Raw genomic sequence first — 17,226 nt, forward strand, 5'->3', positions numbered from 1 at the left:
AAATCCTCCTTCGGAATGAATTTTGTCAAGCATTCTGCCACGAGTAGGGGTCAGTTACCCCCCAGAAGGCGGGGCGTCTGGCTTCCGAAACCTAGGGTTTCCTCTGAGGGGCGCCATTCACCAGTATTGTCATCTCGCCCCTGAAGGATGAATCGAGGTGTAGACGATGTCATCTCATTGGCTGCCCGCTGGCTGAGGGCCCCTTCCGTCCCGTCTGCCAGGCGATTGATGATCACGGACAGGCGCGTATCGGAAAAGGCGGTTTGCATGGCGGTATCCCCGCCACTGTCCCCACACACAAGAACGGGGCCGTGCCCGCGCTCCCGGACAAGCCGGTGGCGTATGGCATCGACTTTCCCTGCACCATAGGTCAAAGGCCAGTCTGCAGCAGGTTGAGCCCCCAGCTTTCCGGAAGGCCAAGACATCCGGACACCCAAAATATTGTCAGCAGGCAAGCCGTAGCCGAAACCGGGGGCCGTGGCAAAAACCCGGACGACAGTTTCCAGAGATGCGGAACAGATGAAAACGTCAATATCTGCCTGTCTCAGGGCCGCTTGCAGGTCAGCGATTTCCGGGGTCAGACGCAACCCGTGAAAGACTTTGCATTGGAGTATACCTGATCTGCCGGATCGTTCAGGAGGGACGATATGTTCAACATATCCGATATCACGACCGAGAGCCCAGTGATTAGCCATGGCAGCCAGAGTCACAATATCGGTCTCCGTCATGCCGCAGAGCAGACGAATGATCCAGTATAAGGCAACTTCTGGCCCAGCTACAGCATCAATGGCTCTATAGCTGAAAAGGAGGCGGGCCCGGAGTGCGACGAGAGCTGTGATGTGTGATGGAACGGGCGCTCGCGCGGGCGACCACGCACCATACCGAGACCAGAGTTCGGTATAATCGCGGGTCATATCCTCGGCGAGATGGGAGAAACGTATCTGCTTTCCGTCCTGATTCAGGAAGTGGGGACCGAGTTCACCTTCTGGCACGTCCTGCTTGATTACATGCTCAAAACACGCGGGAGTCAGGGCGAAACTGAATGTTTCGAGCATGAACTGCAGGAGGGTTTCCTGGCAATCGCCAAAAATGCAGGTATTATCCCAATCGAATACGGCATAGGGCCGTCCGGATGTCGGCCTACTGACGATCAGTTCTGATAGGAGGCGCCGGTTGCGGGGCGCCCATTTCAAGGGAGACAATGGGGCGTTGTTGGTTGGTATCCCAAAAGCTGGCCTGCTTCCCATGAGAGCGGCCGTGCAGGCGAGAAAGCTTCTGCGATCAAACGTAGTCATACGCCGTATCGGCCCATCAGAGGATCAGTTCGGCTCGGACGTCCGGTCTGAATGTGGCCAGCGAAATGCAGCATGGCTTTGGTGGTTGGGCTAAGCCGTGTGGAGGTCTCGGTCACGACGATATCGTACCAGTTGTCACTGGCGGAAATGTCCCAAGTGACCTGTGCTTCCTGTTGGGGAAGAAGAATGATCTTGCGTATATCGGAGGGAATGTAATTACTGGAAATGATCAAATTCCGCGTGGTGGAAGAAAAATTTCTGATTTTCAGGGTGATCTCATCGAAGGACTTGCCCGTTTCAAGAACAGCCTGCGGAAGATCGGTGCCTGAAAAGGCTCGGTAAAACCCGTCTGGGCCATGAAGGGTTATTGAATAAGGCTCGTGCGCGTTGAGAAGAACGTCATGTGTGTGACTCGGACCTAAAGTGTAGTGCCGCATAGGGCGACCGTGCTCCAGAAGCTGGAAGACTGCGCCTTGCGTTCCGGTATTGGCAAGGTGGAGGCTGTGCGGGTTGGTTTTGTCGCGTACAAGGTCTGCGCTCAGCGCGTAGGGAAGTGAACGGGCGGGGCGCTGCATGATCTCCTGACGTGGCATTGTCTGTGGCTGCGGGATACTGGGCGCAGGAAGGCGGCAGGATGCCCGTGTTTCAGCCAGATAATGTTCGGTTTCGGGAAGATTGGTATTCCAGTGCAGGTCTGGGTTCGTGAAATCGAAAATACTTGTCAGGTCGCCACAGACTGTCCTGCGCCATGGGGTAATGTTGGGCGCAGGCACACCGAATCTGGCTTCGAGGAACCTGAGAACGGATGTATGGTCAAAGAGCTGAGAATTGACCCATCCCCCTTTTGTCCAAGGAGAGATGACAATCGCGGGAACACGTGGGCCGAGCCCGACAGGAACGTTCCCTAAGACCTCCCCATCCAACGGGACAGAACTGTAGCCCTGTAACGGATCATCGGCGCGGAGAGGCGGGACAGGTGCTGGCATATGGTCAAAAAAACCGTCATTCTCATCATAATTGAGGATAAACACGGTTTTTGCCCAGACCTCTGGATGACGCACAAATACATCCATCAGCCTTGAGATCAGGCTTTCGCCATATCCTGGCGGAGCATCTGGATGCTCGGACATGGCTTGGGAAGGGACGATCCATGAGACCTGTGGTAATTTTCCGGATGCTACGTCTTTCTCGAACTCTTCTACCAGAAACCGGCCTTCAGAGGTGGTGCTGTTACCTGCATGAGATCCCGGAACGATCTGGCGTGCTCGTTTGTGTTGCCAGCTTTCTGCAGGAACATTCCTGAATGTGGCAAAAGACTGGAGGGGATTGTCAGTAAAATTGTCATATTCCTGATAAACGCGCCATGAAACTCCAGCTTCCTGCAAGCACTCTGGATAGGTTTTCCAGTCAAAGGGCCTGAAAGAGGGATTATCAAGCGCGCTCTCGGCCGAGGGGTTGCCATCATCGATATTGACCGTGACCTGAGGTCCCTGGTTCCCAACAGCCAGGCCGCTCGTACCGGTAAAAAAATAGAGGCGGTTTGGATTGGTAGGGCCGAAAATGGACGCATGGTAAGCATCGCAGATCGTGAAAGCTTCTGCTAAAGCATAGTAATAAGGGATATCCTCGCGCGTGAAGTGTCCCATGGTCATTGCGGTCTTGTGCGGAATCCAGACGTCCCATTCGTTCCAGACGGCTTGGGAAGCTTTCCAGCTATGATCAAGGCTAGCAAGGCAGGCTGAAGATGTATGAACCGTGTTCAGGCGGAAGGGCAGGATCTGATGGCCGTGTCCGTCCGGCTGGGCAAAGACCGAGTTCCCATCCGGCAGGGGGAGCGCACGGGGATCCCCATAGCCCCGTACCCCGCCGAGAGACCCAAAATAATGATCGAAAGATCGGTTTTCCTGCATGAGGAGCACGACATGTTGGACATCCTGGATTGTGCCCGTCGTACGTTTGGCGGGAATGGCAAGAGCCTTGCGGATGTTTGCGGGCAGGAGCGTCATGCTAGCGGCAGTGGCTCCGGCTTTCATGAAAAACCGTCTGCCCGCATTAAACTGCGACATGTGTGATCTCCTTGCCCGTCGGAAGGGTGGTGAGCCTCAGAACGCTGCTGCGATGGAGCCGAAATACTGCCGCGGTGCCCCGATAAGGAAAGACTGGTTGTCTCCGGACATGGAGTTTCCGTTCTCGCCGGCGGTGGCAATATAGGTTGTATTGGTCAGGTTATAGACATTGAAACTGAAGGTCAGGTCCTGCAGGAAGCCGAGGTGCCGATTATACTGGCCCAGATTGCGCAGATGATATTGTGCGCCAGCACTGGTCAGCCAGTAGGATGGAATGCTCAGATCACCAGTATAGGTATAATTGCGCTTTCCCATATAGATTGTGTCGATATGAGCGCTAAGGTCACGCCAACTGTAAGACAGGCTCGCCTTATACATGAAGCGCGGATAATTGACGATCTGTTGTCCGGCAATGGCATAAGTTGTGCCGCCACTGGTTACGTTCTGGTCGTAGGTTGCATGATTCCAACTGATGGAGTTGGACAGAGACAGTCCTGTTACAGGAGTGATAACCAGAGCGGCATCCACGCCGTTCATCGTGACACCGCCCACATTCATGACTGCGGAATAGGGGTTGGTGATCGGGCCGCTGGTTATCTGCTGCAGGCGGTTATGGAAATTCGTATGGTAAGCGTAGAGGCTGGCGTTCAGCAGATGGTCCACGTAGCGATAACCTACAGCGAAGTTCCAATTGGTTTCCGGCTTCATCTTTCCGGCCCCCATGGTCTGGTCGTAAGCACTCTGAGTCATTGCGAACGGCGAGGCGCCACCTTTGTAGCCTGCGATCGGGTAGGATTTTACGTTCTCGGCAACATCGAAGAATAGTTCGTGGTTTTTGAGAAAATGCCAGTCTCCACTAATATGCGGGAGGAACGCGCGGGCAGTTGTTACCGTGCCGCTGGCAAGGGCATCCGTGCCAGTATAGGCTGGAATGTTGGTGGTTTGATCGCCAGTTACGGATTGCCAGAGAGATTTGAAGCCAAAATGCAGGCTTACATTCGGCAGGACGCGATAGGTGTCCTGAACGAATGCCGTGAAGCTATTGGACGAGAAGCTGTCGCCCCACAAATGGGCCGTTGGGTCAGGTAAGGATCCCATCGAGTTGATCGGGTTGCCTTCGCCAAGAACTGGTTCCTCGTAGGCGTTGCGGCCTACATTCACATGATAATGTTCGTACCAGATACCAGCGCTCAGATCATTATTGGCGATCTGGTAATGTAGGGCTGAGGTGAAGCCTCCGCGCTGGGCATGTTCGAGGGTGATCTGGTCGAAAAGCGGAGATCCATTCGGCATTAAGCCATCCGAATACCACGGATAGGGGCTGGCCCATGTGCCGCGTCCATACTGCCCCTGCGCATAAACGGTCGATTTCCAGCGTAGGCGTGATGTCAGGGCGAAGTCCATGTTCAGGCCGCCAAGATAGTCACGTTCGACCGTCCCGCCATCATAATATGAGGCATCATACGGGTCCGAGAGCTTGCTGTAGCCAGCAGGAAGGGCTCCTCCTGGCTTGTTGTTGGCGGCAAGTGCCAGCTTATAGGCTTTCTTCTGTGATGGGGTGGACGGCTCCCAACGGCATCGCGATGTGCCAAGGTGAAGTCGTTGCAGAATTCACAGAGGAGGCCACCCATGGAACAAATTATCCGTATTGGCATGGACACGTCAAAAAGTGTTTTCCAATTGCACGGTGTAAACGCGAAGGAGCAGCCTGTTTTGCGCAGGAAGCTATCCCGCCGGGAGATGGTAAAGTTTTTTGAGAAACTGCCCCCGATTGAAATCGCGATTGAGGCCTGTGGCGCCTCCCATTACTGGGGGCGGGTGCTCTCGTGTCTGGGACACACAGTGAAGCTGATCGCGCCGCAGCTCGTGAAGCCTTATGTCAAGCGCGGGAAAAACGATGCCGCCGACGCGGAAGCCCTCTGTGAAGCGATGAGTCGGCCTACAATGCGGTTCGTCCCGCTCAAGAGCGAGGAAGAGCAGGCAGCGTTGATGCTGATTGGAATGCGGGCACGACTTATCCGGAACCGCACACAGCTCGCCAATACGATCCGGGGATATGCTGCCGAGTTTGGGATCACGGCGCCCAAAGGCATGTGCCGGATTGAGGCACTCCTTGATCGGATCGCTGCGGACGAAAGCCTGCCCACATTGACGCGCGAGTTGTTTGCCCTTCACGCAAAGGAATATGCTGAATTGCAAGGTGAAATCGAACAGCTTGAGGGCAAGGTGATGGCATGGCACCGCGCCAACGAATGCAGTCAGCGTCTTGCGAAAATTCCGGGCGTTGGCCCGATCGGCGCAGCGCTGCTGATGATGAAAACGCCTGATCCGCATCTGTTCAAATCGGGTCGAGCCTTTGCGGCCTGGATCGGATTGACGCCCAGGGATCACTCAACCGGTGGAAAAACAAGGCTTGGCAGAATCACACGCGCTGGCGATGAGGTCTTGCGAAGCACGCTGGTGGTTGGCGCGACCGCAGTCGTGTCGCATGCCCGGCGGACCAATGGGAAGAATGCCTCATCTTGGTTACGTGAATTGCTGGAGCGCAAAAAACCGAAACTCGCAGCGGTGGCCCTTGCCAATAAGATTGCGCGGATTGCCTGGAAACTGATGGTCAGCGGCGAACACTATAAGCGCCTTCTGCAGCAACCCGGCGCAGCTGCTGTTTGAGCTTAGCCTGGCACGATGCGCTGACATTTGACGCTCTCGTGCCGAGCTGAGGTCGTGGCTTGCAAGTAATAGAGCAGATGGTGTGATCGATCGATCCATGGCGTGAGAAAACCCGTGGCAACCAGTGGTCATCAAAGACCGCTTCTGTGTTTGGGGCTCACGCTGCGGAAGCCATCTTGGCCAGCGACCCTATGGCCGCATCAACAGGCCGGACATATGGAAGCAAAGATCCGATCATTTTCTTGCCTAGCCCCTTGCAAGGGGGAGCCGTCCACATATGGTTGCCGTCCGTTATGCAAGAGTTTTCTGACCCATATTGACGTGTGATCGTGTGCGGTCTTCTGTAAGGCCTGTTGATGTGGCCTTTCAGAAGCCACTGGCCAGTATGGTGATCAGCGGATCAGATCCAAATCTCACAGGCGTGCTTTAAAGCACAGAGAAATCCACTGGTTTTTCCGATCCGGATCAGACGATCATGCGCCCATTCAGGTCATCGCCCTCTCACACCCCTACCGGTTCCATCCGCGGGAGCCGAGCCATCGCTCAGGCTGCCACGGACAGGGCCGGATCCCGATAATCCTCCTGTTTTGTTGCCATGGCCCAGATGGCTCGTGCCATCCTGTTGGCCAGCGCAATGGCTACCAGCATACGGGGCTTGCGGGCCAGCATCCGTGCCAGCCAGCTTCCCGGTGCAGGGGCCTTACGGGTGGCCCAGTTCACCTGGGTCATGGCGCCCATGATGAGAAGCCTGCGGATATCAGCCTGCCCGGCTTTTGATATCTTCCCCAGCCTTTCCTTTCCGCCAGATGAGAACTGACGGGGCACCAGCCCCAGCCACGCAGCAAAGTCGCGCCCGCGCCGGAAGCTCTGCAGGTCAGGCGCAAAAGCTTCAATCGCAAGAGCGGTCAGAGGACCCACTCCAGGCATGCTCTGCAATCTGCAGGTGTTTTCACTTTCCTGGGCAAGCATCCTGATCTTCTTTGTTCTGACATCAATCCGCACACTCTGCTCCGAAATCTGTCGCAGCAGATCAAGGCATTCCTGCTTCACAGCCTCTGGCAGAACCGCCTCATCCAGCATGGCTTCAATGTGTCTGATATGCGCAATCCCCTGTGGCACGACGAGACCGAATTCATACAGAACGGCACGCAGGGCATTCACCAGTTCCGTGCGCTGGTGCACCAGACGCTGCCGGGCCCGGAAAAGAACGCCACGCGCCTGCTGCGCTTCAGTGCGTGGTTCGACAAAGCGCATTTCCGGCTGACGGGCCGCAATGACGATCGCTTCCGCATCAGCAGCATCGTTCTTCTGGCGCTTCACGAAAGGCTTCACATACTGCGGAGCGATCAGTCTGACCTCGTGACCAGCTCCTGCCAGTTCGCGAGCCCAGTAATGCGCGCTCCCGCACGCTTCAAGAACGACCAGAGCAGGCGGCTGCGTGGCCATGAACTGCATAAACTGCTGACGACGCAGCTTTTTGCGAAACATCACCTCGCCCGCACGCGAAGCTCCATGAACCTGGAAAATGTTCTTTGCCAGATCAACGCCTATCACTGTATCCTTCATCTGCCGTCCTTTCGCGCAGTCGTTTATTCCAACGACCATTCTGGCACATTGCGATGCCGTGCGGGGAGGACGGCAACCACCCCATCTCATAGGCTTTGGGAGTGCCGATGAAATTGTCCAGACTGGAGCCATAGTTGTTCAGCATGTCAAACGACAGATCCTGATATTGATACTGATCAAGGTCGCCCCAGTCGAAGATAGCGGAGATATGGCTGTCTTCTCCGATGGGCTGCACGATCTTGGCATTGACCTGCTGCATGAACTGATTGCCGCCACCTTTCCATTTATTAAGGTTGTTGCGCATGTAGGAGGCATACATCCGCGTACCGGTCTTGTTGAGGTCTCCGGTATCGAAACGAATGAAGGTGTGCATGTTCATGCTGGACCCGAAGGTTTGGGCGACTTGGCCGCCAGCTTTATGCTTCGGGTCGCTGGAGAAATATTCGATCGATCCACCAAGGTTGGAGGTGCTGGCAATAGCTTCTGCGCCTGCACCTTGGGAAATCACCATATGCCCGATATTCTCGGAAGCGATGGCATTAATGATATTGAGGCCGTTGAAGGAATGGTACTGCTGATCCCCAAGTGGGATGCCATCAAGGGTCATGCCGACCTGATTCTGCAGGAAACCATGCATGAAAAACATCTGCGACCAGATGTCTACACCCTGTGCGTCAGCAGATTGGAGCATGATGCCTGGCAGCTTTCCCAGCACTTTGAGAACACTGGTTCCAGGTGTTTCAGCGCGAATAGCTGCCGAACCCACCACTTCCTGCACACCATGTGATCGATGAGCACCCGTGACGGAAATGGCTTCGCTTGAAGACTTGATAACGGCGGTTTTCCGGCCGGATGCAGTCGGAACGCGCCTTGATTTATCCGTTGTAGGCAGACGGTTTGTGGGGTGATGCGGCATTGCTGCTGCGTTCACACTGAAGCTGAGAATTGAAATGGCAATGACAAGAGGGGGGCGGTACCCGGATAGCATAATATGGTCGTCTCCTCGTAAGAGCGGGAAGATGTGCCCCCTCAGTTCGATACGAATGTGTTACATTTTTTCTCTACCAAATATCGTGATGCGCAGTCTTGACGGGGCGACACACTTTCTTGACAGGCCGTAATGATGGCGTGCGTCTTCAGGCCTCGTTGTAAGGAATAAGGAATGGTGCTTCTATCGACCGAAAATTCAGCCTGATCCACAAACGGAAGAGTGCTGATACTATGGTCCAAGGTGATACTAGACTGCACGAAGGCTCACTCGGCCAGAGTAACAGGAGGTGAGGCGTAGGTGCTTAGCCCTGAGTTTCAAGGATTAAATTAATGATGAATTTTTCCGGTTCGAGATGTTGTCAGTGAGTACTGATTATAATGGAGATAAGTTGCGTAGCCGTGAGGGAGGAGCCAGTTCTTAGTTTTTCTTTGACGGAATCGTTCCATCATCCTGCCGTTTCGCCTTGATAAATTTCAGCCTCTAGCGCGCTGGCGGTCCTTGAGGGACCGCTTTGCGGGGTTGTCCTTGCAAGCCTGATGATACGGTCCGCTCAGAGACCCGCCTTCTCCTCGTTTATATTGCGCTATTTTGGAGCAGCCACCAGCGTTGCGTCCAAGATCTGACCTGACATCAGTAATAACTGGCGTTACGTAGGGAGGCATCAAAGCGATTAAACAGTACGTCACTTACACCAGTCTGTGTCAGTCGTTCGCGAAACAGCCAAACCGTTTGGGCATCAGGCACGCGGTGCAATAGCCCAGACTAAGGAAACGCATAAAGGAGAGTAGGTCGTTTATGAGGTATGCCGTCCGTTCGTCGGGCAGGTTGTTCAGCGTCTGGATCACCAGGATCTTGAACATCAGAACCATATCAAAGGGCGGACGGCCGCGTTTGCTGCCGTCCGCATACGCCAGAATCTTGTCCAGATCAGGGCGGGATGCCTCAAAGTCCACAGTTCGGGAAAATGCTTCAAGCTGAACCCCCAGCCTGCTCAACCGGACAAAGTGCTCTTCAACATCAAAGAAACCCGGCGGCTTTATGATTCATCCTCCTATATCACTATAAGAGGTATGGAATCATAGATATGAATGCAAAACCATGGGTTTTGAGAACACTCCAGATCAGTCGATTGAAAATCATCAAGCGCACGATGTTTGGCAGAGTCGGCTTCGAACTCCTAAAGCTGCGTGTGCTTTCACTCTTACAATGCAAAAAAACTATACACTTTGCGGAAGAGCCTACTCCTTAATGAAAATCAGGAGAGAGAGCACAGTCAGATTTGTTTGTTCACAATTACCCACTCTTATGTTGAAGACTGGGTAATCACAGTGAAGACAATTTTCTACTATTTAATGATTTTATATCAGAGTTTGTCTAACGCGCTCGATAGATCTTCAATCAGATCACAGATGTCTTCCACACCAGCCGAGTATCGGATCAGGCTTTCAGGAATGCCGGCAGCCTGACGTTCTTCCGCGCTGAGTTCCACATGGCTGGTAGTTTTTGGGGGGCCAACCAATGTGCCGACAGAACCAAGGCTGGCCGCCTTGTGAGCATAGCGCAGGCTTTCCAGCAAAACGACAACCTTGTCAAAATCGCCTTTGACAGAAAAGCTGAGCATTCCACCAAAAGCCTTCATCTGCTTTTTGGCAACATCATGCCCCGGATGTGTCGCTAGGCCCGGATAAAAGACCTTGTCGATTTTGGGATGGTGAGAAAGAAATTCTGCAACTTTCATACCATTTTCATTATGGCGTTGCATCCTCAGTTCCAGAGTCTTCATTCCTCGTAAAATCATATAGGCCGACTGTGGATGCAGCGTTGCACCCGTAATCTCACGATAATGAAAAATCGTATCGATCAGATCTTTCCGGCCGACGGCCAACCCGCCCATTACATCAGAATGGCCGTTCAGATATTTTGTGGCGCTGTAAACCACAATATCGGCTCCCAGAGAAAGGGGAGTCTGGTTGATCGGGGTGGCGAATGTATTATCCACAATTACAATCGCACCATGGGCATGGGCGCATTTGGCAAGGCGCTCAATATCCAGAACTTTCAGTGTCGGGTTGGTCGGTGATTCCAGATAAACGACCTTACAGCCTTTTGCGATCTCACGTTCAATAAGATCATAATCTTCGGTATCACACAGGCAGACATCAACATTTATGTTTGGCAGAAACTCGATAAAAATCTTGTTTGTGCCACCATATGTATCCTTGATTGTCACAACACGGTCGCCCGGGCCCAAAAGAGCTAGCAACGTATTGCTTATGGCCGCCATGCCCGTGGAAAAGCTGGTTGCTTCTTCTCCACCGTCCATGATTTTTATTTTTTCTTCAAGAACACGTACCGTCGGGTTTGTGTTTCTTGAATAGATATGGCCGGGTTTTGCCCCCGTGGCGACGGCAAACCATTCCTCCATATCGTCATAGCCGAATGCAACGGAATTATAGACCGGCACACATATGGCCCCTTCGGAAAAAACGTCACTTTCTCCGGCCCAAACGGATTCTGTGCCAACACCCACGTTTTTCATAGCGTATACCTGAACAGAAGAGATTTCATTGAAGCGGCGGACGTTCTGATTTCATCCATTTTCTGGCTGCCACGCAGTCCGGAACCATTTCATTATTATGTTTCCTTCTTGTAACAAAAAGTGGAGAACGTCTCGATCATCAGAGTATAGGGCTATCCATAAACATATTTACTGCGTAATCTTCCGATTATGATATGATATCGTTCGTAATGATGTATTCGATGAGGATTTCCGGCTTATGAAGCTTTATGACCGCATTGATGCGAGTATTCTTGAGATCGTTCAGAAAAATAACCGTCTGACATCTCAGGTTATCGGAGATCAGGTTGGCTTGTCTGCCACGGCCTGCCAAAGGCGTTTGAAACGGCTTCGTGATATTGGTGTGATTGAAGGGGATGTCTCGATCATTTCCGCGCGGGCAGTAGGACGCCCGATTCAGATGATTGTTCTGGTCACCCTTGAACGTGAACGGTCTGATATTATTGATCGTTTCAAAAGAGCACTGCGTATTACGCCTGAAATTGTCAATAGCTTTTATGTGACAGGTGAAACAGATTTCGTTCTGTATGTTACAGCCCGCAGCATGGAGGATTATGAAGTCTTCACCAGAAACTTCTTCTATGAAAACCCAGATATCCGAGGTTTCAAGACGCTGGTGGTCATGGATAGGGTCAAAGCAGGTTTTTCGGTCCCTGTAGAAGTTCCTGATGAGGATTAGTACCGTTATCAGGGACTGACAGAACACTCGGTATCATGCCGTATTCTTGCTTGTGCATGCGAAGAGTGTTTGAAAGTTATATCAGATCCTGATGGAGGGATTTTCCTGCCATAACATAGAGGCTTTTTCTACTTCTTTTTTAAAAAGACCGTTTTGTGGATTATTTTCCCCGCATTTCATAAAGTTGTCTTTTTCCATAGGTCATAAGCCATTGTAGCAATAACAGTGTCCTGAACGCCTGTTCCAGTCAGATCGGCTACAGTAATCTCATCCGATGCGCGTCGGCCAGAGTGGTTTCCGTTCAAAACGGCTCCCAGTTCTGTGGAGCGGGAAGGATCAATGGTTAGGCCGCTTTCCAATGCATGGTGAAGCTCCCCAAGACGAGTGGTTTGAGGGAGACTATCAGCCACATAAAGGGATGCGTGAGAAATAATGGCCGGGTCTAATTCATTCTTGAATTCGGCATCTGATCCCATGGCGGTAACGTGCTGACCAGGCTCCAGCCAATCCTGTAGCAGAATGGGGCTAGCTGATGGTGTTGTCGTGACGAGTATATCGGCCCCTTTGGCAGCTTCTGCTGGGTTGGCATAAGCCTGAACGGGCAGACCATATTCTTTTTCACACCATTCAGCAGTTGCTTGCGCCTGCTCCGGGCGGCGTGCCCAAATCCGTGCCTCGGTGATGGGGCGTACCAGCGTCAGGGCTTCCAGTTGCAGGCGTGCCTGTAAGCCTGCACCATACATAGCAGCAATATGGGAATTCGGGCGTGATAGCGCGCGCGCTGCGACACCACCGGCTGCTGCAGTCCGTATATCCGTCAGATAGCCATTATCGAGCAAAAGAACTTTTGTCAGGCCTGTTTCTGCATCCAGAAGAACCATCATGCCGCTTAGGCTTGGTAGCCCCAAAGCGCTATTTCCAAAAAAACCAGAGCTTATTTTGACAGCAAAGCTTTGAACCCCTTTGACATAGGCTGTTTTGACATCCACTTCCCCACGATCGGGAATATCAAGCCGCAGGATATCAGGCATCACAACATTGCCATCGGTCAACGCTTTGAACCCATCGGCTACGGAATCAATCAGCGTTACATCCAGCTTTATCAGTGAACGCAGTTGAGGTTCGGTCAGAATTTGCATGCTTATATCTTCTGGTACTCTGAGACGAGCTTCTGATGCAAAGCCATGTCGATGTTTCTTCCAGAAACAACAACAGCTACCGTGCCAGATGGACGCACTTTTCCTGCCAGTAAAGCTGCAATTCCAACAGCTCCGGCTCCTTCAACAATTTTCTGTTCCTGCCAGTAGGCATGACTAATGCCAGCACTAATCTCTTCTTCCGTCAGAAGGATAATGTCATCAAGATATGTCTGGCACAGATTAAACGTGTAGTGGTTGGGAATGCCGATGCCACCGCCAAGAGAATCTGCCAGTGTCGGCTCTTCCGTTACCACAACAGGCTTGCCAGCCTGAAGACTGGCCGCCATGGCAGCGCCCTTTTCCATGCTGACCCCAATAACCCGAATGGAAGGTTTGACTGATTTGGCCGCCATGGCCACACCCCCGGCAAGCCCACCCCCAGAGAGAGGAACAAGAAGGGTATCAACCTCGGGTCTATCTTCCAGAATTTCCAGTGCGATTGTACCCTGTCCGGCAATCACACGCTTATCATCAAATGGCGGAACCGGAAGAAATCCTTCAGAGAGAACAAGCCGATCAACCTCTTGCTGCGCATCATCCTGCGAGGACCCAACGATTTTTATGTCTGCACCAAGCGCCCTTACAGCGCTGATTTTATTTTCAGGAACAAGTTTCGACATGCAGACAACACACGGTTTTCCCATCTGCTGTGCCGCATATGCCAGTGCGCGGGCATGGTTGCCGGTTGAGGCAGCAACAAATCCTTTTGCCGTCTGGCCAGAGAGAAGAAGCGTGTTGCTGACACCGCGTAATTTGAAACTTCCGGTGGTTTGACGAGTTTCCAGTTTCAAAAAAATAGATGAGGCTTGAGTCGTAGATAATGATGCCGACGAGATCAACGGTGTCCGAATAATTCGTTCCCGTAGCCGCCCTGCGGCGGCTATGACGTCACTTAGTACAGGCAGTGTCATGATGAAAGTTGTTCAGAAAAATACGTCGTTACGTCGCTTTGTTTTAGAGGTGACCTCTTGTAATCTGTTTGTAAAGAAAACAGGAAATCGGGTTTTGTTCTGTAAAGCCTTGCAATAATGGGCAAAGCCCCCTTTTTTTGAAGTTTCATCTGTTTCCTGCTCATGTGCCTGACGAATCGTTTCCATAGCACTGTATCATGATGCTGAACTGTTTTCCCGCATTTTGATACGTTGACGATATGGATTTCTACGCATATATGAAAATTAATGCAGAATTTCATCGCCAAAAGAGACATCGGAATGGCTCTTCTTTTTGTTATTTTTTAGTAACGTTATGCCTCTGAGGGATATTCTCTGCGATACCGCATTCTTATATGAATGAGATTCTGATGATAATAAAACAATTTTTCTCAATTACCGTTTTTTGGGAATGCAAAAAATCCTTACGTTAAAAAACAGGGAGATCACTCAAAACGCTGGTCGGGATACTGTTCTGAAAGAGGATGGGGCTAAGGACTGCAACCAGTATCTTTCAACGCGAGGGCGCAACGTTGCCAAGGAGACTAAAACAGAGGCGCATGCTTCACTACGAAAATATGTGAGAAATACGCTTATAGCGCATATTATCCTCTCATATTTGCATCGATATGATGCAAAGAGTCTCCCACGCTTTGTTATTCTGGTTTCGATATGAAACTGGAAAAGGCGCGATCCCCAGATCTTCTCGGAATGCTTTCTCCAGCCATGCCATCGCTGTGAGATACGCCCCATACGCAATCTGGATTTTCGTTGCCGACTGTTTCCTGACGAGACGCATGGACCAGTGGCCCTTGGCCTTTGATGAGGAACGTACGGATGAAACAAAGCACTTTGTGCCCATTGCTTTTATGCTCGACGCTATTTGTGTCGGTCGGGGGCTCTGAAAGTCTCGCAGCTGAGTCGCATCAGAAAGCGAAGGGCCATGTGGCGTTGCCCAAACAGGCTGGCGTCAAAAAGATTACGAGAGCAAAGGGCCGAGCGCGCGCAGCAATCTCTTCTGGAGAAGAGTCCGTAAATGTCGTCACGCGCCGTGCCTCCCATGGCTCCAATGAAATCATGACGGCGCGTGACATAGAGAAATTTGTTCCTGGCACCAATCCTCTCAAGGTGATTGCGCAACAGCCGGGTGTGCTCTTAACAGCAGCCGACCCTATGGGGCAGGATAGCTGGGCAACGCAGCTCTACGTTCGCGGTTTCTTTCAGGACCAGCTTGGCTTTACCCTTGATGGTATTCCACTTGGCGAGCTGACTTACAGAAACTACAATGGTCTGGGCATCAATCAGGCGATCTCACCTGATAACATCAGCCGGATGGATGTCTCGCAGGGGGCAGGGGCGGTTGATACCCCCAGCACCAATAATCTCGGCGGTGCGATTAGCTTTGTTTCCATGGACCCGACACGGAAGCGGCAGATTGATATTAGCCAGACGTTTGGAAGCAATAGTGCTTTTAGAACATTCGTGCGTCTCAATTCCGGCGATCTCAACGCGTCCGGTACACGGTTCTTCGTTTCCTATGCGCGTAGCAATAGTGAAAAATGGAAAGGTTCCGGCCCGCTGTTCGATCAGAAAGTGAATGCCAAATTGGTTCAGCCCATTGGTGAGAACAGTGAAATCTCGGCATTTTTTGACTGGGACGACCAGCAATATCTCAGCTATCAGGACCTTTCTCTTAATTATCTGCACACATTGGGGCCACGTCTGGATAATTTTTATCCAAATTATAAAGGGGCTTATCTTGCTGCGCAGGGCATTTTCACAAACGGGCAGGATAAAAGCAATGATCCGCTGGATGCCATGTTCTATGATTCAAGTGCAATCGCTCGGGATTATCTGGGTGGGCTAAAAGCGCATATTACACTTGCCGACAACCTGACGTGGGATAGTGTTGCGTATGGTCACTCAAATCTTGGATGGGGCGGCTACGCCAGTCCATTTGCGTCCTCACCAAATGGTGCCCCCCTGCGTTATCAGGAACATCAAGGATCCATTGCCCGGTATGGCTTTACGACGGGCGTAACATATCAGATCGCTCACAACACGATTAACAGTGGCGTATGGTATGAAAATAACCGTTATATGATGGATTATTTTGCGTATCAGATGCCGCTCCTTGGCGAAGGAAAGCCATTGAATCCGCTTTCCATGAGCAGTTTCAGAAATCCGATTGGGCAATTGTGGGGCACAACGTACAACACAAACACGTTTGAATATCATCTTCAGGATACCTACCGTATTCTCAAAAACCTAAGCGTACACGCTGGCTTCCGCTCCATGCTGGTTACAACTCATGGTGGTGCAACAGCGAATGATGTGGCTTATACAGGGCAGTCTGAGCTTCCTTCTGGTTCCTTGACCACAGCCGCCGCTTTTCTTCCGCACATCAGCGCCAACTGGCGTTTCCTGCCGGGGCACGAACTCTATTTTGATATCTCCCAGAACAAGCGCGCTTATGCTCAGGGTGGTTATCAGATGGGCCAGGCCTGGGGTGTAACCAATCAGGCAACGTTCCATGAATTGCAGAAAACCATCAAACCCGAATCAGACTGGGCCTATGAATTAGGCTATCGTTATAATTCCAATCTGATTTCGGCGTCGCTTAATCTCTATCGGGTTAATTTTTTCAATCGTCTTCAATCCATGGCCTCCGCATCCATTGTTGATCCGGTTTCTACCGTTGTGAATGTTGGATCCGTTACGATGAACGGCGTCGATGCCGCTTTTACAATCAGGCCAATAAAGAACCTTTCCATATATAACAGTATTTCCTATAACGATTCTCGTTACGGATCGGATATAACATCGGCGGGTGTGGCGTATCATCAGGCGGGAAAGAAGGTCGTGAACTACCCGGATTTCATGTACAAAGCGGGTGTGGATTATACCTATAAACGAATGTCGGCCCATTTTGATGTCAATTATATTGGTAAACGGTATCTGAGCTATATGAATGATACATCCGTTCCGGGCTACTGGCTTGCCAATCTTGGGGCAAAGTATCAGTTGGGAACAAAAGGGTTCCTGAAAAACATGACGTTTGAATTCAACGTCTACAACCTTTTCAATTCCTCTTACATCAGTACGATGGGAGAGAATGGAAACCCCTTTATGGGAGATTATCAGAGCTTCATGATTGGTGCGCCCAGACAGTATTTCGGGACAGTGCGTGCCAGATTCTGACGAACGATATTCGAAAAACTGTTTTATAAAATAGACTGTCTTCACTTTTTCA

The 17,226-nt window shown here is 51.5% G+C and carries 12 protein-coding genes and 1 pseudogene; 3 read left to right on the forward strand and 10 right to left on the reverse strand.

Annotated features, from left to right (window positions below):
* Positions 1–50 precede the first annotated feature (50 nt).
* The 3 genes from QWU00_RS11220 to QWU00_RS11230 form a co-directional block, all read right to left on the reverse strand.
* Entirely contained in the window at positions 51–1,055 is a 1,005-nt protein-coding gene (locus tag QWU00_RS11220) for an HAD family hydrolase (RefSeq protein ID WP_166443793.1), read from the reverse strand.
* Between the two features lie 236 nt (positions 1,056–1,291).
* Complete coding sequence (locus QWU00_RS11225; protein WP_035378856.1) at positions 1,292–3,361, reverse strand: phosphocholine-specific phospholipase C; 2,070 nt, start codon at positions 3,359–3,361, stop codon at positions 1,292–1,294.
* Positions 3,362–3,397: 36 nt separating this feature from the next.
* Positions 3,398–4,972: a TonB-dependent receptor gene (locus tag QWU00_RS11230; protein WP_081938992.1), complete on the reverse strand. Its 1,575-nt coding sequence runs from the start codon at positions 4,970–4,972 to the stop codon at positions 3,398–3,400.
* An 18-nt stretch (positions 4,973–4,990) separates the two neighbouring features.
* Between QWU00_RS11230 and QWU00_RS11235 the strand changes: the two genes are divergently transcribed.
* Entirely contained in the window at positions 4,991–6,031 is a 1,041-nt protein-coding gene (locus QWU00_RS11235) for an IS110 family RNA-guided transposase (RefSeq protein WP_012813095.1), read from the forward strand.
* Positions 6,032–6,574: 543 nt separating this feature from the next.
* On the opposite strand, the gene QWU00_RS11240 is transcribed toward QWU00_RS11235, so the two are convergent.
* From QWU00_RS11240 to QWU00_RS11255, 4 genes and pseudogenes are all read right to left on the reverse strand, one after another.
* Entirely contained in the window at positions 6,575–7,597 is a 1,023-nt protein-coding gene (locus QWU00_RS11240) for an IS110 family RNA-guided transposase (protein WP_035380744.1), read from the reverse strand.
* A complete protein-coding gene (locus QWU00_RS11245) occupies positions 7,572–8,513 on the reverse strand; it encodes a TonB-dependent receptor plug domain-containing protein (RefSeq protein WP_262411453.1) in 942 nt (313 codons plus the stop codon). Before QWU00_RS11245 ends, QWU00_RS11240 begins: the two co-directional genes overlap by 26 nt.
* Positions 8,514–9,017: 504 nt before the next feature.
* Positions 9,018–9,628 (reverse strand): annotated as a pseudogene (locus QWU00_RS11250) (transposase); the annotation flags it as partial.
* A 323-nt stretch (positions 9,629–9,951) separates the two neighbouring features.
* Positions 9,952–11,127: a cystathionine gamma-synthase family protein gene (locus QWU00_RS11255; protein WP_035380567.1), complete on the reverse strand. Its 1,176-nt coding sequence runs from the start codon at positions 11,125–11,127 to the stop codon at positions 9,952–9,954.
* Positions 11,128–11,365: 238 nt separating this feature from the next.
* Between QWU00_RS11255 and QWU00_RS11260 the strand changes: the two genes are divergently transcribed.
* Positions 11,366–11,845: an Lrp/AsnC family transcriptional regulator gene (locus QWU00_RS11260; protein ID WP_006558068.1), complete on the forward strand. Its 480-nt coding sequence runs from the start codon at positions 11,366–11,368 to the stop codon at positions 11,843–11,845.
* 176 nt (positions 11,846–12,021) lie between these two features.
* Here the strand turns inward: QWU00_RS11260 and QWU00_RS11265 are convergent, their stop codons facing one another.
* From QWU00_RS11265 to QWU00_RS11275, 3 genes are read right to left on the reverse strand one after another with little or no spacing between them, the layout of a single operon-like run.
* On the reverse strand, positions 12,022–12,984 hold the full coding sequence (locus QWU00_RS11265) for a cyclodeaminase (RefSeq protein WP_035380564.1): 963 nt from the start codon (positions 12,982–12,984) through the stop codon (positions 12,022–12,024).
* A 2-nt stretch (positions 12,985–12,986) separates the two neighbouring features.
* A complete protein-coding gene (gene eutB, locus QWU00_RS11270; RefSeq protein WP_035380562.1) occupies positions 12,987–13,955 on the reverse strand; it encodes a hydroxyectoine utilization dehydratase EutB in 969 nt (322 codons plus the stop codon).
* A gap of 12 nt (positions 13,956–13,967) precedes the next feature.
* Complete coding sequence (locus tag QWU00_RS11275) at positions 13,968–14,141, reverse strand: hypothetical protein (protein WP_156105417.1); 174 nt, start codon at positions 14,139–14,141, stop codon at positions 13,968–13,970.
* A 777-nt stretch (positions 14,142–14,918) separates the two neighbouring features.
* Between QWU00_RS11275 and QWU00_RS11280 the strand changes: the two genes are divergently transcribed.
* Complete coding sequence (locus QWU00_RS11280; RefSeq protein ID WP_035380556.1) at positions 14,919–17,174, forward strand: TonB-dependent receptor domain-containing protein; 2,256 nt, start codon at positions 14,919–14,921, stop codon at positions 17,172–17,174.
* Positions 17,175–17,226: the final 52 nt, after the last annotated feature.

Origin of the sequence: Acetobacter tropicalis (assembly GCF_030644465.1) — a bacterium.
GTDB classification, from domain to species: domain Bacteria; phylum Pseudomonadota; class Alphaproteobacteria; order Acetobacterales; family Acetobacteraceae; genus Acetobacter; species Acetobacter tropicalis.